The organism is Arthrobacter oryzae, assembly GCF_037911235.1.
In the GTDB taxonomy this organism is placed as follows: domain Bacteria; phylum Actinomycetota; class Actinomycetes; order Actinomycetales; family Micrococcaceae; genus Arthrobacter; species Arthrobacter oryzae_E.
Map to the genome: position 1 here is coordinate 1 of NZ_JBBLYW010000066.1, position 20,928 is coordinate 20,928.

Sequence of the window (20,928 nt, forward strand, 5' to 3'; positions counted from 1 at the left end):
TGCACCCGCAGCCCGCCCCGGACGCCGGCGCCCTTCGGGCTCTCCGTAAAACCAAGAAGATCACGCTCCAGTCCGCCGCAGACAGTCTCCAGCTCTGGCCCACCAGGCTATCCCGGCTCGAACGCGGACTCACCCGCGACGACGTCTTGCACCAACGCTACGAAAACTGGCTCAACGAACATTGACACCTATAGGAGCATCAGTTTTGTGCGGGCTGCGGGCGTGCCGCTTCACAGTGGTTCGGGCCGACAAGTCCGGACAGCAGCGAACCGCTACGCTGGATGCATGCGCATGGAGTATGTAGAGGCCGTGCTGTCCCTGGTCCGGCTCGTGCCTCCGGGAACAGCCGTAGCCTACGGGGATATTGCCGAGCTCCTCGGGTCCGGCGGTGCGCGGCAGGTGGGCTCCGTCATGAGCCACCACGGAAGTTCCGTTCCCTGGTGGCGGGTCCTGAGGGCAAACGGCGAGGCACCCCAGGGCCTGGAGGCCGAAGCCCTGGCTTTTTACCTCCAGGAAGGGACTCCGCTTCTTGGCCGCTACCAGGACTTCCTCAGGTCCGGCGAGGGGCGTTGGCGCGTCGACCTGACGGAGGCGCGGTGGGCCCCCGCGGAGGGTGACTTTGACCTCATTGACCTGATTGCAGACCGGCTGGAGCGGCGGCTCCATAAATTGTCCGCCCCCGATGATGAAATGACTGTGTGACACTTACCAGCGATACCCCCGATATCCAGTCGGAGCAGCGGATCCGCGCCGGCCAGCGATCAGAGGTACATTCAGGCCAGCTATCGGTTGCGAAACCTGCCGGCACGGCCGCCGGGCTGAGGCTCCTTCCTCCCCGTCAGGTCCACAGCATCGTTCCGGTGCTGTCACCGGACCAGCAGGCGGCCGTGGACGTCCCGCACGGGTCTGGGCCTGTTCTGGTGCCGGGCGCTCCGGGGACGGGAAAATCCACCGTCCTCATCGAAGCCGCGGTGCGCCGGGCCGAGCGCGACGGCCTGGACCCTGAAAGAATGCTGGTGCTGGCGCCGAGCCGGCTGGCTGCCGACTCCCTGAGGGACCGCTTCACGGCCCGGCTCAACCGGAGCCTCAGCACGACGCCGGCGCGCACCTGGGCGTCGTATGCCTTCGATCTGATCCGGCGTGCCAAGGCGGAAGGCATCCTGCCGCTGGCGCGGCCGCCGCGGCTCCTGTCCGGGCCTGAGCAGGACCTGATCATCAAGGAACTCCTGGAGGGCCACGCCCTGCCGGGCCTCGAGCTGCCCTGGCCGGATGACCTGGATGCCGCACTGGAAACCCGCGGGTTCCGGCAGGAAGTCCGCCAGCTCTTTGACCGGATCATCGAGTCCGGCCGGACGCCCGATGACCTGGTGGTCCTGGCCGGCCAGTGCAACCGGCCGGACTGGATCGCCGCCGCCGCACTGTATGCCGAGTATCGCGACGTCCTGGACCTGCGGATGCCGGAAGCTTTCGACCCCGCGGGAATCATTACAGCGGCCCGGCAGATCTTCCAGGACGCCCCCGACTTCCTGGCGGCGGAGCGGGAGCGCCTCCAGCTGATCCTGGTGGACGATATCCAGGAAGCCAATCCGGCGGTGTTCGAGCTGTTGGCGGACATCGCGGCGGGCAAGGACGCCTTCGTGACGTCGTCCCCGGACACCGTGGTCCAGGGGTTCCGCGGCGCCAGGCCGGACCTCACGGCAGAATTGCCGCACCTGCTGGCTCCTGCCGGCGCCGCCGGAGACGGTTCCCGGGAACCGTCCGGGAAGCACACCGTCCTGGAACGCCCGCTCCGGGTGACACACCGCCACACTCCCGCTGTCGCCGAGGCATGGCTTTCGGTGGCAGGGCGCATCTCGCAACGGGCAGGCGGCCAGTCGGCCCGAAGGCTGGAGAATGCCGCGCCGATGCCCGGTCATCCGACGGGAGGCTCTTCTCCCTCCCGTGCCCCCGGCAGGGGCACGGTTGAGGGACACGTCCTCCCCTCGGCGGTCCAGGAGCTGCGCTACGTGGCGCAGCGAATCCTCGACGCACACCTGAACCACGGACGTGAGCTCGGCGACATCGCCGTGATCGTCCGGAACGGCGGTCAGCTGAGTCAGCTGCAGCGTCACCTTGCCGGCCACGGCATTCCCGTGCGCGTTCCGGTGGCCGAATCTGCGGTCCGGGACGAAGTCGCAGTGCGGCCCCTGCTTGATGCCTATGCTGTGGCGCTGGATCCCGCGGTACTGACCCCGGAATCTGCGGTCGCGCTGCTGACTTCCCGGATTGGCGGAGCGACCTCCATCGAGTTGCGCCGGCTTCGCCAGTCACTGCGCCGCGAGGAGATCCTCGGTGGAGGAGGCCGCACCAGCGATGCGCTGCTCGTCGAGTCGCTGCTTGAACCAGGAGCCCTGGCCACCACGGGCATCGAAGGCCGCTCGGCGCGCCGGGTCGCCTGCATGATTGAGGCCGGGCGGGCGGCAGCGTGTGCACCGGGGGCCAACGCGGAAACAGTGCTTTGGGCCCTCTGGAACTCCACGGGGCTTTCCGCCCGCTGGACTGACGCGGCGTTGGCCGGTGGAGCGGCGGGGGCCAGGGCAGACCGCGACCTGGACGCCATGATGGCACTGTTCCACACCGCCGAACGCTATGTGGACCAGTTGCCGGGGTCGGGACCGGACCAGTTCCTTGAGTACCTGCTCAGCCAGGAACTGCCCATGGACACGCTGGCAGCCCGGGCCCAGCTGGAGGACGCCGTGGAACTCATGACCCCGGCGAGTGCTGCCGGACGTGAATGGCCCGTCGTCATCATTGCCGGGCTGCAGGAGGGAGTGTGGCCCAACACCCGGCTCCGCGGGGAGCTCCTCGGCAGCACACTCTTCGCCGACGCCGTTGAGCACGGGGTGGAACATGCCCTTCAGCTGGGGCCCGTCAGCAGGTTGCGGGAAATCCGGTACGACGAACTCCGCAGCTTCTCCACGGCAGTCTCGCGCGCCCGCGAAGTGCTGATCTGCACCGCCGTTTCATCAGAGGACGAACAGCCCTCCTCCTTCCTGGACTACGTGGCACCGCTGCACCCCGGGCAGGATCGGCGGACGTTCACTCCGGTGGAACGGCCAATGACCCTCCGGGCCCTTGTGGCTGAACTCCGGCAGCACGCGCAACTGGACGGCAGGTCCGCGGCTGAATCTGTCGAAGCCGCCAGGGTCCTGGCCCGGCTGGCCGTTGCCGAACCGACCGTCCCGGGAGCCAGTCCCGACTCCTGGTGGGGACTCGCGCCCTTGTCTTCCGGTGAACGGATTGTTCCGGCCGGAGGAACAGTGTTCGTTTCCCCGTCCAAAGTGGAGACGGTCCACAAGTCGCCGCTCGACTGGTTCATCCAGGCTGCCGGCGGAGAAGCCGCCACCGACTTCGCCAGAAGTCTGGGAACCCTGGTCCATGCCATCGCGCAGGATCTGCCTGATGCGTCGGGCGGGGAGTACGTGGCGGAACTCGTCCGGCGGTGGCCCGCGCTCGGCATGAAGGACAACTGGGAAGGCAAGCTGGATTTCCAGCGGGCCGAAGGCATGGTCCGGAAGCTCGCCCAGTACATCCTGGTCATGCGCAGCGAAGGCAGGAGCCTCGTGGGGGTCGAACGGGACTTCGACGTGAGGCTGCCGGACATCGTTGACGCACCGCAGTCAGGAACCCCGGTGCCGGCAGCCACTGAAGCTGAACCCGAGGTCCGGTCCGCCGTCCTCCGCGGACAAGTCGACCGGCTGGAGATCGATTCCGAGGGCCGGCTGGTGATCGTGGACCTCAAAACCGGCAAACGCCAGCCGTCGAAGGCCGATCTGGCCCGCCACCCGCAGTTGGGCGCCTACCAGGCCGCGGTACTCGCCGGGGGCTTCACGGGTCCAGGCGTATCGGTCGGAGACGTTCAGCAGGGAGACGTTCAGCCGGGAGATGTTCAGCCGGGTGGGGCCGTGCTGGCACAGCTCGGCACAAGCAACAAAAGCCCGGGCATCCAGGTCCAGGCGCCGCTGGACGGCTCCGATGGCAACTGGGCGCTCGAAATGGTGAACGAGGCCGCACGGCTGATGTCCGGCAGCGTTTTCGAGGCGCGCCACGATCCGGCAAAATCGGGACACGGTGGCCACGGCTGCCGCCTGCCGGAGGTCTGTCCCCTTTGTCCGCGCGGAAAGCAGGTTACTGAATGACGACGCCCCTCAATGTCCCGGCACCCCGGTTTTCCCCGGAGGAGCTGACCAGCATGCTGGGCGAACGCAACAGCCCCACCGCAGAGCAGTCCGCCATCATTTCCTCGCCGCTCACGCCGCGGCTGGTGATCGCCGGTGCCGGATCCGGCAAAACCGCCACCATGGCCGACCGCGTCGTGTGGCTCGTTGCCAACGGCTGGGTCAGGCCCGAAGAAGTCCTGGGTGTGACGTTCACGCGCAAGGCTGCCGGCGAGCTGGCCAGCCGCATCCGGGCCAAGCTGGCTGCCCTGCAGCGGATTGCGGCGGAGGACACCGGACACAGGATTTTTCCCGAGGGCCTGCTCAGCGAGGATGCCCTGGAACCCAAGGTCTCCACTTACCACTCCTACGCCAGCGGCATCGTATCCGACTACGGCCTGCGCCTCGGTGTCGAACGCGACGTTGTGCTCTTGGGCGGAGCGCAGGCATGGCAGCTGGCCAGCGAAGTTGTTGAGGCCTTCGACGGCGAATACGAGCACTTCCGTGCTGCCAAATCCACCCTTGTGAAGGCCGTCATCCAGCTCGCGGGCGAGTGCGCTGAACACCTTCGTGATCCGGACGAAGTGCAGGAATGGCTGTTGCACCGCGTCGCCGAATTTGAAGCACTGCCGTATGTGGCCGGAGCAAAAAAGAACCCGACCCAGGCCGCGGGAGAGCTTGGCGCCATGCTGCGCACCCGGGCCAGCGTTGCCGAAATGGTGGGCAGGTACTCCGAAGCGAAGCGGGCACGCGGGGCGCTGGATTTCGGAGACCTCGTAGCGCTCGCCGCTCGGGTCGCCAGCGAGATTCCGCTCGCCGCCGAAGTGGAACGCCAGCGGTTCAAAGTGGTGCTGCTCGATGAATTCCAGGACACCTCGCATGCCCAGCTGGTGCTGTTTTCCAGGCTCTTCGGCGGCGGCCATGCGGTGACGGCCGTGGGTGATCCCAACCAATCGATCTACGGTTTCCGGGGTGCGTCCGCCGGCCAGCTCTTCCATTTTGTCCGGGAATTCCCGGTCCTTGTCCGTAATTCGTTCGCGGTGGCACCCACCTCCTACCTGACAACCGCGTGGCGCAACGGGCGGAACATCCTTTCCGCGGCCAACGTCATCTCGGCTCCGCTCAGTGCCGCTGCTTTGCAGAGCGGTCCGGCGGGGGAGCGGGGATCCGCGGACTCCGTGGAGGTCCCGCCTCTGCAACCCAGTCCCGCGGCTGCCCGGGGCAACGTTGTCATCGGACGCTTTGCCACGGACGAAGACGAGGCCCGGGCCATTGCGGGGGACGTTTTGCGGTACCGCGTCACAAACTTCGAAGACACTGCCGGAGCGGAGCGGGTACCCCCTGCGATGGCGGTCCTGTGCCGCCGGCGCGCACAGATGGAATGCATCCGGCGTGAGTTCGAACTTCGCGGAATCCCCTACGAGATAGTGGGCCTCGGCGGACTCCTGGACACCCCGGAGATCGTGGACCTGGTCGCCACCTTGCGCGTCCTCGCGGATCCGGGCCGGTCGGACTCACTCATGCGGCTCCTGGCGGGAGCGCGCTGGCGCATAGGTCCGGCAGACCTCATGGCCTTCCGGGATTGGTCCTCATTCCTCGCCCGCCGCCGGGAGCACCCGTCGAGGGACACGGATGAAAGTGACGACGCCGATGCCGCTGTTATCGAGAGCGACATCACCGATTCACCCAGCCTGGTGGAAGCGCTGGACTGGTTGCCCCGGGAAGGCTGGACGTCGGCCCACGGCAGGTCCCTCAGCGCTGAAGCGCTGGACCGGCTGCACGCCTTCTCGGCCGAACTCCGGCAGCTCCGCGGGTTCATGGGCGATGACCTCACTACGCTGCTGGGCGAAGTGGAACGGGCCATGCTCCTGGATATCGAGGTGGCGGCCCGTCCCGGCATCAGCATTCATCAGGCCCGGAGAAACCTGGACGCATTCCATGATGCGGCGGCGGGGTTCCTCCACACCTCCCAGCGCGTTGATGTGCTGGCTTTCCTGGCCTGGCTGGAAGCCGCGGCCATGGAGGAGGGCGGGCTGGACGTCGCCGCGCCGGACGTCAACCATGAAGCCGTTCAATTGCTGACCGTGCACGCGTCCAAGGGCCTGGAATGGGACGTTGTTTTCGTTCCAGGCCTGAACGCCGGCGCGTTTCCCAGTAGCCGGGATTCGCGCTGGAGCAGCGGAAGTGCCGCCCTGCCCTGGCCGTTGCGGGGAGACCGTGCAGACCTGCCCCAGTGGGACACGGACCAGCCGGATCAAAAAGGCTGGCTTGAGGCCGAAAAGGATTTCAAGGCGGAGGTCCAGGCGCACGGCGAAGCCGAGGAACGCAGGCTGGCCTACGTGGCTTATACCCGGGCGAAATTCGTGCTGTGGATTTCGAGTGCCGCCTGGGTCGGTTCCCGGGCCGGCATGGCGGAGATGTCGCCATTCCTTTCGGAACTGGCGCACCTTGCAGGTATTGGGACGGTGGCCGGCGAAACCCCACCGGCCGTCGAGCCGGCTGCTGAGCGGACGGGGAAGGCGACGGGAGGGGCAGAGGAGCTTGCCGCCGTCGTACACCCCGCGTCGGTGGAGGAGTCATCGCTGCCCGCAGAAAGCCCGTTGACCCAGGACCTCGAACTGGCTCTGTGGCCGTACGACCCGCTGGAAGGACCTGCCGATCCGCGCACCGGTGCAAGGCTCAGGCTGGTTCCGGGGAGGCGGGCGGCGATGGAAACAGCTTCCGGGCGGGTCCGCGAAGCCATGGCCGCCGGCCCAACCGGCGGCGCCGCGCCGGTTTCTACTGCAGGGGAGGGCACGCGGCCCCTCCGGAGCGTTGCCGCCAACTGGGCGCAGGAGGCAACCTTGCTGCTGGAGCGCCGGTTCCGCAGGGCCACAGTGCAGGATGTCCACTTGCCCGGCCATATCTCGGCGTCAACCTTCGTGGACCTGGGTGACGACCCCGGATCCGTGCTTGCGCGGCTGCGGCGGCCGGTTCCCCGGGAGCCGGGCATGTCGGCCCGCAAGGGCACGGCGTTCCATGCCTGGGTGGAGGAGTACTTCGGCAAGGCAGGCATGCTGGAGCTGGACGAGGCACCCGGTTCGGACAACCATATTGACGAGGCCTACGGGCTGGATTCCATGGTGGAAACATTCCGGAATTCAGAGTGGGCGCACCGTGCTCCTGCCCATGTCGAGGTTCCGGTGGAGACGCGCATCGGTGACGTCGTGGTGCGTGGCCGGATCGATGCCGTTTTCCGGGACGCAGACGGCGGCTGGGACCTGGTGGACTGGAAGACAGGCCGCCGTCCAGCCGCCGGGCAGCTGAAGGTCAAGGCTGTCCAGCTGGCCGTCTACCGTCTCGCCTGGGCCAGACTCAAGGGAGTTCCCCTGGACAGTGTCCGGGCGGCCTTCTACTACGTAGGGGAAAACCAGGTTGTCCGGCCCCACGACCTCGGCACGGCGGAGCAACTGGAAGATATCGTGACAGCCGCCCTCGGCGGAACCACCGCACTGGCCAAGGCTGCTGCCGGCCCGGCTAGTGGGACTTTGCGTCCACAATCTTGAGCGCGGCAGTGGACGTGTCATCCGCTGCAGTCGGTGCCGGGGGCGTGCCTGTTGCTGCCGGAGGTTTTTCGGCCGGAGCATTTTCTTCCGGAGCGGCGGCATCGGCGTCGGCGGTCTTTTCGACCGGGATCGGCGTCACGTGCACGGATGGCATGGCGGCGGCACTGGCCGGTCCGGCCTGCGGCACAGGTTCCACATGCACGGCCGGTCCGGCCTGCGGCACAGGTTCCACATGCACAGCCGGGACGGCCTGCGGCAAAGGCTCCACGCTGATGGGCTGGCCGCCGTGCTCCGCAATGTCGTCGGCCAGCGAGGCAAGCATTTCTTCAGCTTCACCGATCATGGTCTGGTCGCCGGCGGCCAGGCCCTTGACCAAGTACTGCGCCAGCGCAAACTCAGCAGAGAGCGCCGCACGGCGGAGCAGGTGGGCGTCCGGGGCGTCCCGGCGGCTCGACGTGTAGTGGCGCAGGACGGCGTCGACGAAGCCCTGTTCGTTGGAGGCCACCAGCCACGCCATGTCGTCGGCAGGATCGCCGATGCGTAGATCGGTCCACCCGGTTATGGCGGTCACACGTTCCCCGTCGACCAAAATGTTGTCCTCGTGCAGGTCGCCATGGACAACGCAGGGATTGAAGCGCCACAGCGACACATCTTCCAAGGCATGTTCCCAGCGGCGCAGCAGCACTGGAGGGATCTTCCCGGTGGTTGCGGCCTGGTCGAGTTCATTGAGCCTGCGCTGCCGGAACTCGTTGGGTGTGTAACTGGGGAGGTCGGCGTTGCTGACCAAAGACCGGGGCAGGTCGTGAATCGCAGCCAGCGCCCCGCCCACTTCCCTCGCGAGCCCTTCCGGACCAGCAGTCAGTTCTTCGACGCTGCGGGTAGTGCCCGCCAGGTGCGAGTAGACGAAGGTGCTCAGGGCTCCCTGGCGCACGGTGCCCGCCACCGTGGGCATCAGGAAGGGCAGTTCGGCCCTGATTCCCGGGGCGAATGCGCGCAGCACCATGAACTCAGTTTCCAGCCGGGCGCTGGCCTCCGCGTGGCGGGGCGAACGCACCCGCCACTGCTTCCCTTCGGAGTCCAGGAGGAGTGCCGAATCGAAGTCCGCCGGATCGTCCGGGGCGGAACTCACGGCGGTCGGCGTCAGCCCGGGGACTGCCGCAGTTGCTACAGCTGCCAGTTCGATCGGTTTTCTTCTCACCCATCCACGGTAGATTGACTGGCGCCCAAGATGGCGATGTACTACGGCGAGTCTCCAGATCGGGGCGATTTCCCTCGCGCATCCGGCCCGTGATCCCGCCCACGGCGGGGCATCACAGGAGGCATCACGGAGGGCTTGGAGGGAGGCCGTCGCGGCGGGAGCAAATGTCAATTGTCTGCCGGAGTCAGTACGGTGGGTACATGAGTCTTGCGGAGTCCCCGGCATCCAAAAATCAGGTACCCGAAAATGTGTCCCAGGGCAGCACACCAACGGTGCAGCGGCTGCCGGCGAACCACCTGATGGACACAGTCCTTCCTGTCCGTCCCGCCCTCGTTGACAGGGGCTCCGGCGCCAGGATGAAGCCGGGGATGGTTGACGCCGTCGTTAGCTCCGGGCGGGCGCTGGCCATGGTTCTGTCCCACCGGCAGGCTTTGGTCCGCGGCGACAGCCTCCTGCTGACAGACGCGGCCGGACTCGCGGAGAGCCTTGCCGAGGCGGGGTCGCCGCCGGCCATGACCATCTACCTCGGTGCTGCCCTGGCCGGTTCGCACCTGGACGAGGGCACGGAAATAGTCCTCTTTGTCCTGGCGGAACCGTTCGAGGTCCGGGCGGAACAGTTTGAACGCGGCATCGCCGGAATCCCGTCGGACGCCGTCTGGACGGGGTTCCGGGACGTGGCGGCCCGCTTGAATGCCACTGATACCGCCCTCTTCATCGAGGCCAGTGCCATTGCCAACTGGCATGCCACCCACGTTCATTGTCCGCGGTGCGGTGCCACGACACTTGTTGAGGCAGGGGGCTGGGTCCGCCGGTGTCCCGCAGACAACTCCGAACACTACCCCCGGACGGACCCCGCCATTATCGTGACGGTGGTCGGACCCGATGATCGGCTCCTCCTCGGTGGCGGCGGACCGCTCGATGCGAAGAACTTTTCCACCCTGGCCGGATTCGTGGAGCCGGGCGAGTCCCTTGAGCAGGCCGTCGTCCGCGAGATCCAGGAGGAAGTGGGCGTGCGGATTACCGCCACCCAGTACCTGGGTTCCCAGTCCTGGCCTTTCCCTGCATCCCTAATGCTCGGGTTCACGGCCAGGACACTGGACACCGAGGCAACGCCCGACGGCGTGGAGGTCACCCGGGCGCGCTGGTTCAGCCGTTCAGAACTCCAGGCCGCCGTGCTGAGCGGGGAGATCGTCATCTCCAGCCGGCTGTCTATTGCCCGGTCACTGATCGAGCATTGGTACGGCGGCGTCATCCAGGATCGTCCTGCCGACGCCTGAGTTCCCCGCAGCGAACCTCCCCACCCGCCACATCGAGCCACCCATGACAAGTGACCGAGCACCAAGTGACATGAGCATCAAGTGACAACTGACAATTTTGAACGCACCGCCCCCGGCTCCGGCGCGTCCTCCGAACCCGGCCCGCTGGACAGCCGGTCCCTGGAAGACCGCATTCTCGGCGGACTTGACGACGAGCAGCGGGAGGTTGCCAGCACTCTGAACGGGCCCCTGTGCGTGCTCGCGGGTGCAGGCACCGGCAAAACGCGCGCCATCACCCACCGGATTGCCTACGGAGTGCACTCGGGTGTCTACAGCCCGCAGCGGCTGCTGGCAGTGACCTTCACCGCGCGCGCGGCGGCGGAGATGCGAAGCCGGCTTCGCGATCTCGGCGTCGGCAACGTCCAGGCGCGTACCTTTCACGCCGCTGCGCTGCGGCAGTTGCAGTTCTTCTGGCCGCAGGCCGTCGGCGGTGCGCTCCCGAACCTGCTGGACCACAAGGCCCAGATGATCGCCGAAGCTGCCCGCCGCCTCAGGCTCAGCACGGACCGTGCGTCCATCAGGGATTTGGCCTCTGAGATCGAGTGGGCCAAAGTGTCCATGCTGACGCCGGCAAACTACCTTGAGAATGCGCAGGCTCGGGGCAATCCCGGCGGCTTCGACCTCACCGCTGTCGCCCGCGTGTTCCAGGCCTACGAGGACGTCAAGACCGACCGCAACGTCATCGACTTCGAGGACGTCCTCCTGATCACCGTCGGGATCCTGCAGGAGGACCCAAAGGTGGCAGCCACAGTCCGGGAGCAGTACCGGCATTTCGTCGTAGACGAATACCAGGACGTTTCGCCGTTGCAGCAGCGGCTCCTGGAACTCTGGCTGGGAGGACGCGACGAACTCTGCGTCGTGGGCGATGCCAGCCAGACCATCTATTCGTTCACCGGGGCTTCACCCAAGCACCTGCTCGGTTTCAAGGCCATGTACCCCGGCGCCAACGTGGTCAAGCTGATCCGCGATTACCGTTCCACGCCGCAGGTGGTCAAGCTGGCCAATGACCTGCTCGCCGGCCGTCGCAGCGGAGGCCCCGTAGCGGACGCCGCCTGGGCGGCGCCGCTCAAACTGGTCGCACAGCGGCAGGCCGGACCGCCGCCGCAGTTCACGGAGTGCGCGGACGATGAAGCCGAGGCTGCCACCGTTGCGATCAAGATCCGGGAACTGCTCGACGCCGGCACCCCGGCCAGCGAGATCGCCGTGCTGTTCCGGACCAACGGGCAGTCGGAGGCCTATGAACAGGCATTGGCTTCAGCCGGAATCGGCTACCAGTTGCGCGGGGGAGAGCGGTTCTTCGCCCGCAAGGAAGTCCGGGACGCAATCCTCCAGCTCAGGGCGGCCACACGGGCCGCTGCGGAAACTTCTGAGCCCGAGCCCCTGGGCCAGCTGGTCCGTGACATCGTGGCATCCCTTGGCTACACGGAGTCCGCGCCGCACAACGGCGGAGCCCTCCGGGAACGCTGGGAATCGCTGGCCGCACTGGTTGCACTGGCTGATGAGCTGGTCCTGAGCCGGGGTCCGCAGTTCACCCTCGCGGACTTTGTCAACGAACTCCAGGAGCGTTCACTGGCCCAGCATGCACCCACTGTCCAAGGGGTCACCCTGGCGTCGCTGCACGCGGCCAAGGGCCTCGAATGGGACGCAGTTTTCCTGGTGGGGCTCTGCGAAGGCCTTATGCCGATCTCCTTCGCCGACTCCCCGGAAGACGTGGACGAGGAACGCCGCCTGCTCTATGTGGGCATCACCCGGGCCCGCGAGCATCTGTCGCTGTCCTGGTCCCTGGCCCGGACCCCGGGGGGCAGGGCCAACCGGAAGCCTTCACGCTTCCTGGACGGCCTACGGCCGGATTCGGTGGCCAGTTCGACGGCGCGCGGCAAGGGCCCTGCCCCGCGGCGGAAGGCAGCAGCCCCCGCGATGTGCCGGGTCTGCGGAAGCATGCTGTCCACCGGCGCTGAACGCAAGGTGGGCCGATGCAGCCAGTGCCCGCCTAGCTACGAGGAGCAGACCTTCGACGCGCTGCGCCAGTGGCGGAAGGAAGTTGCCCTTGCCGCAGAAGTCCCGGCGTTTGTGGTGTTTACCGATGCGACGCTGACGGCGATTGCGGAGGCACGGCCCGCCTCCCTCGAGGAATTGGCCCGGCTGGCCGGAGTAGGCCCCTCCAAACTGGAGAAATACGGTGAAGCCGTGCTTGAGGTCCTCACGGAAAGCAGCAGCGCCTGATGGCCGGAGCTGCGCAGGCCCGGGCGATACCGCTGACCACCCCCGACGGCGCCCCGGTGGTGGTACGGCGTTCCGCGCGCCGCCGCCGGACTGTCGCCGCGTTCTGGGAGAACGGCACGGCTGTGGTGGCCATTCCGGCGCACTTCAGCAAGGCGCAGGAAAGCGAATGGGTCCACCGGATGCTCGAGAAGCTCCGGCTGCAGGGAGTGCGGCGCTCGCGCGGTGAAGGCAGGCGTCGGCCGGCCACGGATGCCGCCCTGGCGGCGCACGCAGCCGAACTGTCGGCGAAGTACCTTGGCGGACGCTCCGTGCCGTCGTCAGTGCGCTGGGTCAGCAACCAGAATTCCCGCTGGGGATCGGCTACTCCTGCCGACGGAACCATCAGGCTCTCCGACAAGCTGCGGAGCATGCCGCAATGGGTCATCGACTACGTGCTGCTTCACGAGCTCGCGCATCTGCTTGTCGCCGGGCACAACGCCGCGTTCTGGCGCCTCCTGGAGGCCTACCCCGAGACGCAGCGGGCCAAGGCGTTCCTGGAGGGCGTGGCTTTCGCGACGTCGCGGGGCATGTCGCCGGACGCCGACGGACAAGGCGAGAGCACTGACGGAACCGAAGTCCCGTCAGTGCTCAGCTAGCCGACCGCAAAGCCGGCGGGTCAGGCCTTCGGCGTCCCGCCGTCGTCGTCCTTGCCCAAGCCGTCCTCGTCCGGTCCGGAGCCTTCTTCGTCTTTGGCAGGTTCATCGAATCCGCCGTTCAGCAGTTTCTGCAGGGCATCATCCACCTCAGTGTCGCTCGCTTCGGCGAGCTGGCGCCGCGCACTGAATCCCTGGGGATCATCAAGGTCCTCGCCCGTGGGCAGGAGGTCGGGGTGCTGCCAGATGGCGTCCCGGCCCGCGGTGCCGCGTTCTTCCTTGAGGGATGCCCACAAGGCGGCAGCTTCGCGGAGGCGGCGCGGACGCAGTTCCAGTCCCACCAAGGATGAGAAGGCGTGTTCGGCAGGGCCCCCGGTGGCGCGGCGCCGCCGGACTGTCTCGCGCAGCGCGGATGCCGAGGGCAGGAACTTCTCCGTGGCTGCTGCGGTCAGCTCGTCCACCCAGCCTTCGACCAGGGCCAGCGCGGTTTCGAGTTTTTCCAGTGCCTGTTCCTGGGCAGGGGTCCGCTGCGGCATGAAGACACCCTGGGACAGCGCCTCCTGAATGCCTTCAGGATTGCTGGGGTCGATCTCCCGGGCCAACTCCTCGATCTTGGAAGTGTCAATGTGGATGCCCCGGGCATACGCCTCGATGGCACCGAGGAGGTGGCCGCGGAGCCAGGGTACCTGGACAAAAAGACGGGCGTGAGCCGCTTCGCGCACGGCCAGGAAGAGCCGGATGTCGTTTTCGGGCAGGCTCAGGCCTTCGCCGAACTTGGCCACGTTGGCCGGGAGGAGGGCCATCTCGAGGTCGGCCAGCGGAACCCCGATGTCCGTTGAACTGACTACTTCCGCCGAAAGGGCACCAATTGCCTGGCCCAACTGCATGCCGAAGATGGCACCGCCCATGTTCTGCAGCATGGAGGAGGCTCCGCCCATCATGGACTTCATTTCCTCGGGCATCTGCTCTGTCATGGCGGTGGACAGCGCATTGGCAATGCTGTTCGCCACCGGTTCGGTGAGCCGCTTCCACGTGCCGAGAGTCTCCTCGACCCATTCCGCGCGGGACCATGCCCGGCCGATCAGGCCTGTCGCGGGTAGCTCCGTGACCTGGTCAAGCCACAGCTCGGCCAGGCGCAGGGCCTCGTCGATTTCACGCGACTGTTGCGCCGTGACAGAGGGGTCGGAGCCACTCGCAGCCACCCGCCGTGCATTGTCGTGGGCAAGCTGCCAGTTGACGGGGCCTTCGGAGGTCGCGCTCATCATGGCCTGCACCTGCGAGAACATCTGGGCCAGGAGGTTCGGGTCGTCCGGAAGTCCTGCTGCTTTGGCCAGTTCAGCGGGGTCTATGTCACCCATGCCCTTGCCGCCCATGAGGTTTTGAAGCATTTCCGCAAGCGGATCCTTGGGGGTGTCGTCGTCGCCATTGGACGGATTGAGTGGGTTGGAGGTCATGATCCCGCCGATCGTCGGTGTGACTGTTGATCACCTTCACGGTACCCCGGGGCGTCGGCGGCTGTCTGCCGAATCCGGCCCCGTTCGCTGTAGGCAAAGAGCGTCCACGCCTGCTCACCGCGTAGTGTTAGTAATCGGAATATTTGCAGGCTGCCGTCACCACGATCGGGTTCAGCCACACTGCCTCGTCCGCGGGCGCAGGTACAGAAGAGGTCCTTCATTGACAATCATTCAGGGTGACCACGTTCCAGGGGATCCCGCGGATTCCGGAAGCGGCGGAACCACCCGCGGCAGGCGTTCGGGGCGGCCGACGTCGCGCCGTGCCAAAGCGCCCGATAACCGCTACGGAGCCATGGTGGCGTCCGGATTGATGGCACTCGCGCTGGGAATTACCGCCGCCAGCCTTCCCGTGCCGTATGTGGTGGAATCGCCGGGACCCACCTTCAACACCCTGGCTAACGACAACGGGAAACCCGTGATCAGCGTGACCGGTCGCGAGACGTTTCCGGCCAAGGGGAACCTGGACCTCACCACTGTGTATGTTGACGGCGGACCCAACGGCCCGGTCAGCGTCTTCGAAGCCTTCTCGGCCTGGCTGGACAAGTCCAAGGCTGTCTATCCGGAGGAGCTGATCTTTCCGACCGGGGTCACGAAAGAAGAGTCCCAGCAGGAGAGTGCCGTGGCGATGACCACCTCCCAGGAGAACGCGACGGCGTCCGCCCTGAAGGAACTGGACATTCCCTTTGAACAGAAACTGCTGGTGGCGGACCTTGCCGACCAGTCGGCGTCCGCAGGCAAGCTTCAGGCCGGCGATGTTTTCTCCAGCGTGAACGGCAAGCCCGTGACGTCGCTCCGCGTGGTGCAGGAGGAACTTGCCGCCGGAAAGGGAAAACCCGCCACCGTCATCGTCACGCGTGACGGCGCACAAGTCACGGAGACCATCACTCCGTCGGAGAACGCCGCCGGCAAGTTCATCCTCGGCGTGCTGCTGCAGTACGAATTCACGTTCCCTTTTGATGTCAAGATTTCCCTCGAGAAGGTGGGCGGTCCCAGCGCGGGCATGATGTTCGCCCTGGGCATCATCGACACCGTCACCCCGGGGGACCTGACCGGCGGTAAACACATCGCCGGGACCGGCACCATCACGCCCGACGGCGTGGTGGGATCCATCGGCGGCATAGGACAGAAGATGTACGGGGCCCGGGCCGACGGTGCGGCGGTGTTCCTCGCCCCGGCCGCCAACTGCGCGGAAGTGGTGGGGCACATCCCGGACGGGCTGCAGGTGGTCAAGGTCGAAAGTCTGGCTGAGGCCCGGGAAGCCGTCGCAGTGGTCGCCTCAGGCGGCGACACATCCGGCCTTCCGGCGTGCACCAGCAACTAGACTAATTGCAGGAACTAAGCACCACCGCCACTCGTGGCAATAATGATTGACGTCGAGCCTTCTTTCCGGGGCGACACGGCAGTCGCAGCATCACATCTTCACGCGCACCTTGATTTTTGACAAGACCAGTAACTGACAACCAGCTATGAGGTACCGAGTTTGTCCCGTCCCGCCAGCTCCACTCCGCCCGGAAGACCCCAGCCAAGGCGAGGTGCCTTGACGCCGACGTTGATCGTCGTAGCACTGGTTGTGGTCGGATTCATCTTCTTCGCCAACGTTTGGACCGATGTTCTCTGGTACCAGCAGCTTGGGTTCTTTGAAGTTTTCCTCACGGAGAACCTGGCCCGGATCGTCATCTTCCTGGTCGCCTTCGCGCTCATGTTCGCTGCGATGTTCTATGCCATCCGCATCGCCTACCACGCCCGTCCCGTCTACGCCCCGGATTCGGAGATCAGGGACAACCTGAACCGCTACCAGGCGCAGCTGGAACCGGTCCGCCGGGTGGTCATGATCGGCCTGCCAATACTCTTCGGGTTGTTCGCCGGCAGCGCCGCCGCCAGCCAGTGGCAGAAAGTTATGCTCTTCCTGAACCAGGAACCGTTCGGGCAGAACGATCCGCAGTTCAACCTCGACATCAGCTTCTACCTGATGACCCTGCCGTTCCTCGGCTTCGTCACCGGCTTCCTCATCAGCGTGGTGGTGGTCGCCGGCATCGCGGGAATCCTCACGCACTATCTCTACGGCAGCATCCGGATCATGGAACGTGGCATCTTCACCAGCCGGGCCGCCCAGATCCACCTTGCCGTGACGGGCGCGGCATTCCTGCTGCTGCTCGGCGTGAACTTCTGGTTGGACCGCTACTCCGCAGTGCAGAACAGCAACGGACGCTGGTCCGGCGCCCTCTATACGGATGTCAACGCCGTCATCCCCACCAAGTCCATCCTGGCTGTCGCCGCCGCGCTGGTGGCCATCCTGTTCATCGTCGCGGCCGTTATCGGCAAATGGCGCCTGCCTGTCATCGGCACGGCCATGCTGGTCATTACGTCCATCCTTGCCGGCGGTGTCTACCCGTGGGTCATCCAGCAGTTCCAGGTGCGCCCGTCCGAACAGACCCTTGAGAAGCCGTTCATCGAGCGGAACATCAGCATGACCCGCGCAGCCTACGGCCTGGACAAGATCCAGGAGGAGCGGTACAACGCCACCACAACTGCCACCACGGGTGCGCTGGCCCCGGACGCACAGACGACTGCCAATATCAGGCTCCTGGACCCGAACCTGATTTCGGACGCCTTCTCCCAGCTTGAGCAGTACCGGCCGTACTATCAGTTCCCCAGCGCGCTCAACGTGGACCGCTACGAAGTTGACGGCAAAGTCCAGGACACTGTGATCGCGGTTCGCGAGCTGAACCCGGACGGCCTCAGCGCCAACCAGCAGTCCTGGTTGAACCGTCACGTGGTCTACACCCACGGCTACGGCGTCGTGGCCGCCAAGGGCAACAAGTTCACCGCCGACGGCAAGCCTGAGTTCCTGCAGTCCGGCATTCCGTCCACCGGTGTCCTCGGCAACGACACGAGCTACCAGCCCCGGATCTACTTCGGTGAGAATTCTCCCGAATACTCGATCGTCGGAGCGCCGGACGGCGCTCCGAACCGTGAACAGGACCGTCCTGCCGGCAAGGAAGGCGACGGCGAAACCCAGTACACGTTCACCGGCAACGGCGGGCCGAACGTTGGCAGCTTCTTCAACAAGGTTCTCTACTCGATAAAGTTCCAGTCTTCCGACCTCCTGCTGTCCGACGGCGTGAACCCCGAGTCGCAGATCCTCTACGACCGCAACCCGCGCGACCGCGTGGAAAAAGTCGCCCCGTACCTCACGGTCGACGGCAACGCCTACCCGGCGGTGGTGGACGGCCGGGTGAAATGGATCGTGGACGGCTACACCACGAGCCAGTACTACCCGTACTCCCAGCAGGAACAGTTGTCGTCGGCCACCGCCGACTCACAGACGACCGCCGGGCGCACTGTTGCCCTGCCCAACAGCTCGGTGAACTACATCCGCAACTCCGTCAAGGCAACGGTTGACGCCTACGACGGCTCTGTAACGCTGTACGCCTGGGACGACCAGGATCCGGTGCTGAAGGCCTGGCAGAAGGTCTTCCCCAGTTCCCTGAAGCCCTACTCGGAGATGTCCGGCGCGCTCATGAGCCACGTCCGCTACCCGGAGGACCTGTTCAAGGTCCAGCGCGAACTGCTGGGCCGCTACCACGTCACCCAGGCCGACAACTTCTACACGAACAACGACGCCTGGTCCGTGCCGAACGATCCCACGGTCAGCGAGCCGGTCAAGCAGCCGCCGTTCTACATGTCGCTGCAGATGCCTGACCAGGAGAAGCCCGCGTTCCAGCTCACGTCATCGTTCATCCCGCAGGTGGTCAACGGCACGGCGCGTAACGTGCTCTACGGATTCCTCGCCGCGGATTCCGATGCCGGCAATCAAAAGGGTGTGAAGGCCGAAAGCTACGGTCAGCTCAGGCTCCTGCAGATTCCGCCGGAAGCGCAGGTTCCCGGCCCGGGCCAGGCCCAGAACAAGTTCAACTCGGACCCCACGGTGTCCCAGGCGTTGAACCTGCTGCGCCAGGGCGCCTCCGACGTCCTCAACGGCAACCTCCTGACCCTCCCGGTAGGCGGCGGTCTCCTCTACGTGCAGCCTGTCTACCTCCGGTCCACGGGCGAAACGTCCTACCCCACGCTACAGCGCGTACTCGTGGCCTTCGGTGACAAGATCGGCTTTGCCCCAACCTTGGACCAGGCGTTGAACCAACTGTTCGGCGGCGACTCCGGCGCCGCGGCAGGGGACTCGGACAACAACGGGCAGACTCCTCCCGCTACCGGAGGGACCACCCCGCCGCCCACCGGCGGCACCGACGCCAAGGCGGAGCTGAGGGCGGCTCTGGAGGAAGCGAACGCTGCCATCCGGGCCGGCCAGGAAGCCCTCGCCAAGGGTGACTTCGCCGCCTACGGCGAGCAGCAGAAGAAACTGTCCGCGGCACTGCAAAAGGCGATCGACGCCGAAGCGAAGCTCGCCACCGAAAGTGCGTCGCCGACGCCGGCGCCCACCCCGGCCCCCACGGGGGACCCGTCGGCGGCCGCGACGCCGTCGCCCTCACCGAGCAGCTAACAGGCGGGCAGCTAATCAGGCGGGCAGGCTGCGCACAGCAGCCGGCCCGGCCGGAACAGGCCGGCTTCCCCATCCGCAGGGACGGGGAAGCCGGCCTTTGCCGTCTCCGGCGAACGCACTGTTGTCGGGGCAGTATCGACGGAGACTGCAGGCGCCCTTGTCCGCGGAGACGCAGATCACGTCCCCTCAATTTGGTCTGAAGTTCACCGGCGGGTAATGTTGTTCTTGCGACGCGGGGTGGAGCAGTTCGGTAGCTCGCTGGGCTCATAACCCAGAGGTCACAGGTTCAAATCCTGTCCCCGCAACTGAAGGAAAGGCCCGGAATTCCCCCAAGGGATTCCGGGCCTTTTGCTTTGTCGCCGGGTGGCGGGCAGTGGTCGGGGCCGCCGCAAAAGTAGGGTAGTGTTGATCAAGCGACGCGGGGTGGAGCAGTTCGGTAGCTCGCTGGGCTCATAACCCAGAGGTCACAGGTTCAAATCCTGTCCCCGCAACCACCAAGAGAGGCCCTGACCGGGAATGTGCCGGTCAGGGCCTCTTTTTTGTCCGCAGGACACCAACTACTAGCATTTCCTAGTATTCTCATTCGCGGGGGCAACGTGCCGCGGTGCCAGGTGGTGTTCAACGACGAACACCGCATTGGCAGGCCGTCGCTTCCGGGAAGCGGATCTTATATTGCGGGGGATGACCGTGGCCATGCACGGGTTCGCTCTTCCGCTGTTCATGATCCAAGCTATTAAGGCGCAGTTAACCTGGCCGGCGCTCCTGCCGGTGCAGCCGGCCGGGTGGATCCGCCCACGTCACTAGTCGATCATTCTCGAGAGGAATGCTGTTCGATGTCATTACCAACCAAGAAGAAGCCTGGAAGCGCGAAGAGCAAGTGGGCCAGACTGTACTGGGCAGTGCCGGCCGTGCTGGTCGCCCTGGTTCTCGTGGTGCTGGTTGCTAAATGGGCTACCGGGCTTGCCGGTGTGAAGGACTTCCTGGCGGCCTACCCGGGCCACTCTGAGCTCCCCGAGGGCACTCCGGAGGGGTTCCCGGCGTGGCTGGCCTGGCAACACTTCCTCAACGGCTTCTTCCTGCTGCTGATCATCCGTTCCGGGTGGCAGGTGCGCACGCAGACCCGTCCGGCTGCCTATTGGACCCGGAACAACAAGGGCCTGATCCGCACGCGGAATGCTCCGGCCAAGATCAGCCTGGCGCTGTGGTTCCACCTGCTGCTGGACGCACTCTGGATTCTCAACGGCATCGTATTCGCCGTCCTGATTTTCGCCACCGGCCAATGGGCGCGCATCGTGCCCACCAGCTGGGACGTCTTCCCCAACGCGCTCTCGGCCGCGTTGCAATACGCCTCGCTGAACTGGCCCACGGAAAACGGCTGGGTGAACTACAACGCCCTCCAGTTGCTGACGTATTTCATCACGGTCTTCATCGCAGCCCCGCTGGCGTTCATCACCGGTCTGCGGATGTCCTCGGCATGGCCCAAAAACGCCAAGGCGCTGAACAAGGCCTACCCGATCGAGGCTGCACGCGCCGTGCACTTTCCGGTGATGATCTACTTCGTTGCCTTCATCGTGGTCCATGTGTTCCTCGTGCTTGCCACCGGCGCGCTCCGAAACCTGAACCATATGTATGGTGGCAGCGACGAAGTCAGCTGGGTCGGTTTCGGCATCTTCGCTGCGTCCGTCGCCGTCATGGTCGCCGCATGGTTCCTGGCGCGGCCGGTCTTCCTCAGTCCCCTTGCCTCCTTGATGGGCAAGGTCAGCAGCCGCTAAGCAGGCAGCCCCGCGGCCGCCGGCCGGGGGGCTC

The 20,928-nt window shown here is 66.0% G+C and carries 11 protein-coding genes, 2 tRNA genes and 1 pseudogene; 12 read left to right on the forward strand and 2 right to left on the reverse strand.

Annotated features, from left to right (window positions below; genetic code table 11):
• The 4 genes and pseudogenes from WMN78_RS18975 to WMN78_RS18990 all read left to right on the forward strand — a co-directional run.
• Positions 1–185, forward strand: a pseudogene (locus WMN78_RS18975) (IS110 family transposase); the annotation flags it as partial.
• Positions 186–285: 100 nt separating this feature from the next.
• Positions 286–702, forward strand: coding sequence for an MGMT family protein (locus tag WMN78_RS18980; RefSeq protein ID WP_340535316.1), 417 nt, complete (start codon positions 286–288; stop codon positions 700–702).
• 116 nt (positions 703–818) lie between these two features.
• The gene (locus WMN78_RS18985) at positions 819–4,178 is read left to right on the forward strand and encodes an ATP-dependent DNA helicase (protein WP_340535382.1); all 3,360 of its coding nucleotides are present in this window, start codon (positions 819–821) and stop codon (positions 4,176–4,178) included.
• Positions 4,175–7,741 carry an ATP-dependent DNA helicase gene (locus tag WMN78_RS18990; RefSeq protein WP_340535317.1) on the forward strand — a complete coding sequence of 1,189 codons (3,567 nt, stop codon included), beginning with the start codon at positions 4,175–4,177 and terminating at the stop codon, positions 7,739–7,741. Before WMN78_RS18985 ends, WMN78_RS18990 begins: the two co-directional genes overlap by 4 nt.
• Here the strand turns inward: WMN78_RS18990 and WMN78_RS18995 are convergent.
• Positions 7,713–8,939, reverse strand: coding sequence for a macrolide 2'-phosphotransferase (locus tag WMN78_RS18995; RefSeq protein WP_340535318.1), 1,227 nt, complete (start codon positions 8,937–8,939; stop codon positions 7,713–7,715). The genes WMN78_RS18990 and WMN78_RS18995 overlap by 29 nt on opposite strands.
• A 200-nt stretch (positions 8,940–9,139) precedes the next feature.
• On the opposite strand from WMN78_RS18995, the gene nudC reads away from it, so the two are divergent.
• The 3 genes from nudC to WMN78_RS19010 all read left to right on the forward strand — a co-directional run bounded on the left by nudC (position 9,140) and on the right by WMN78_RS19010 (position 13,113).
• Positions 9,140–10,216 carry an NAD(+) diphosphatase gene (nudC, locus tag WMN78_RS19000; RefSeq protein ID WP_340535319.1) on the forward strand — a complete coding sequence of 359 codons (1,077 nt, stop codon included), beginning with the start codon at positions 9,140–9,142 and terminating at the stop codon, positions 10,214–10,216.
• Positions 10,217–10,297: 81 nt separating this feature from the next.
• Positions 10,298–12,478: an ATP-dependent DNA helicase UvrD2 gene (locus WMN78_RS19005; RefSeq protein WP_425341180.1), complete on the forward strand. Its 2,181-nt coding sequence runs from the start codon at positions 10,298–10,300 to the stop codon at positions 12,476–12,478.
• On the forward strand, positions 12,478–13,113 hold the full coding sequence (locus WMN78_RS19010) for a M48 family metallopeptidase (RefSeq protein WP_340535320.1): 636 nt from the start codon (positions 12,478–12,480) through the stop codon (positions 13,111–13,113). The genes WMN78_RS19005 and WMN78_RS19010 overlap by 1 nt, the downstream gene beginning before the upstream one ends.
• 20 nt (positions 13,114–13,133) lie before the next feature.
• Here WMN78_RS19010 and WMN78_RS19015 read toward each other — a convergent pair whose 3' ends face one another.
• A complete protein-coding gene (locus WMN78_RS19015; RefSeq protein ID WP_340535321.1) occupies positions 13,134–14,564 on the reverse strand; it encodes a zinc-dependent metalloprotease in 1,431 nt (476 codons plus the stop codon).
• 220 nt (positions 14,565–14,784) lie between these two features.
• Between WMN78_RS19015 and WMN78_RS19020 the strand changes: the two genes are divergently transcribed.
• The 5 genes from WMN78_RS19020 to WMN78_RS19040 all read left to right on the forward strand — a co-directional run bounded on the left by WMN78_RS19020 (position 14,785) and on the right by WMN78_RS19040 (position 20,894).
• Complete coding sequence (locus WMN78_RS19020) at positions 14,785–15,945, forward strand: YlbL family protein (RefSeq protein ID WP_340535322.1); 1,161 nt, start codon at positions 14,785–14,787, stop codon at positions 15,943–15,945.
• A 159-nt stretch (positions 15,946–16,104) separates the two neighbouring features.
• Positions 16,105–19,122 carry a UPF0182 family protein gene (locus tag WMN78_RS19025; RefSeq protein WP_340535323.1) on the forward strand — a complete coding sequence of 1,006 codons (3,018 nt, stop codon included), beginning with the start codon at positions 16,105–16,107 and terminating at the stop codon, positions 19,120–19,122.
• Positions 19,123–19,353: 231 nt separating this feature from the next.
• Positions 19,354–19,427, forward strand: a tRNA-Met gene (locus WMN78_RS19030).
• A 112-nt stretch (positions 19,428–19,539) separates the two neighbouring features.
• Positions 19,540–19,616: transfer RNA gene (locus tag WMN78_RS19035), tRNA-Met, on the forward strand.
• A 339-nt stretch (positions 19,617–19,955) separates the two neighbouring features.
• The gene (locus WMN78_RS19040; RefSeq protein ID WP_340535324.1) at positions 19,956–20,894 is read left to right on the forward strand and encodes a hypothetical protein; all 939 of its coding nucleotides are present in this window, start codon (positions 19,956–19,958) and stop codon (positions 20,892–20,894) included.
• The last annotated feature ends 34 nt before the right edge of the window (positions 20,895–20,928 follow it).

What these genes read in the sequence shown, in the direction of transcription:
- WMN78_RS18980 (WP_340535316.1), top strand. Translation starts at nt 286, where the DNA reads ATGCGCATGGAGTATGTAGAGGCCGTGCTGTCCCTGGTCCGGCTCGTG.
- WMN78_RS18990 (WP_340535317.1), top strand. Translation starts at nt 4,175, where the DNA reads ATGACGACGCCCCTCAATGTCCCGGCACCCCGGTTTTCCCCGGAGGAG.
- nudC (WP_340535319.1), top strand. Translation starts at nt 9,140, where the DNA reads ATGAGTCTTGCGGAGTCCCCGGCATCCAAAAATCAGGTACCCGAAAAT.
- WMN78_RS19010 (WP_340535320.1), top strand. Translation starts at nt 12,478, where the DNA reads ATGGCCGGAGCTGCGCAGGCCCGGGCGATACCGCTGACCACCCCCGAC.
- WMN78_RS19015 (WP_340535321.1), bottom strand. Translation starts at nt 14,564, where the DNA reads ATGACCTCCAACCCACTCAATCCGTCCAATGGCGACGACGACACCCCC.
- WMN78_RS19040 (WP_340535324.1), top strand. Translation starts at nt 19,956, where the DNA reads ATGTCATTACCAACCAAGAAGAAGCCTGGAAGCGCGAAGAGCAAGTGG.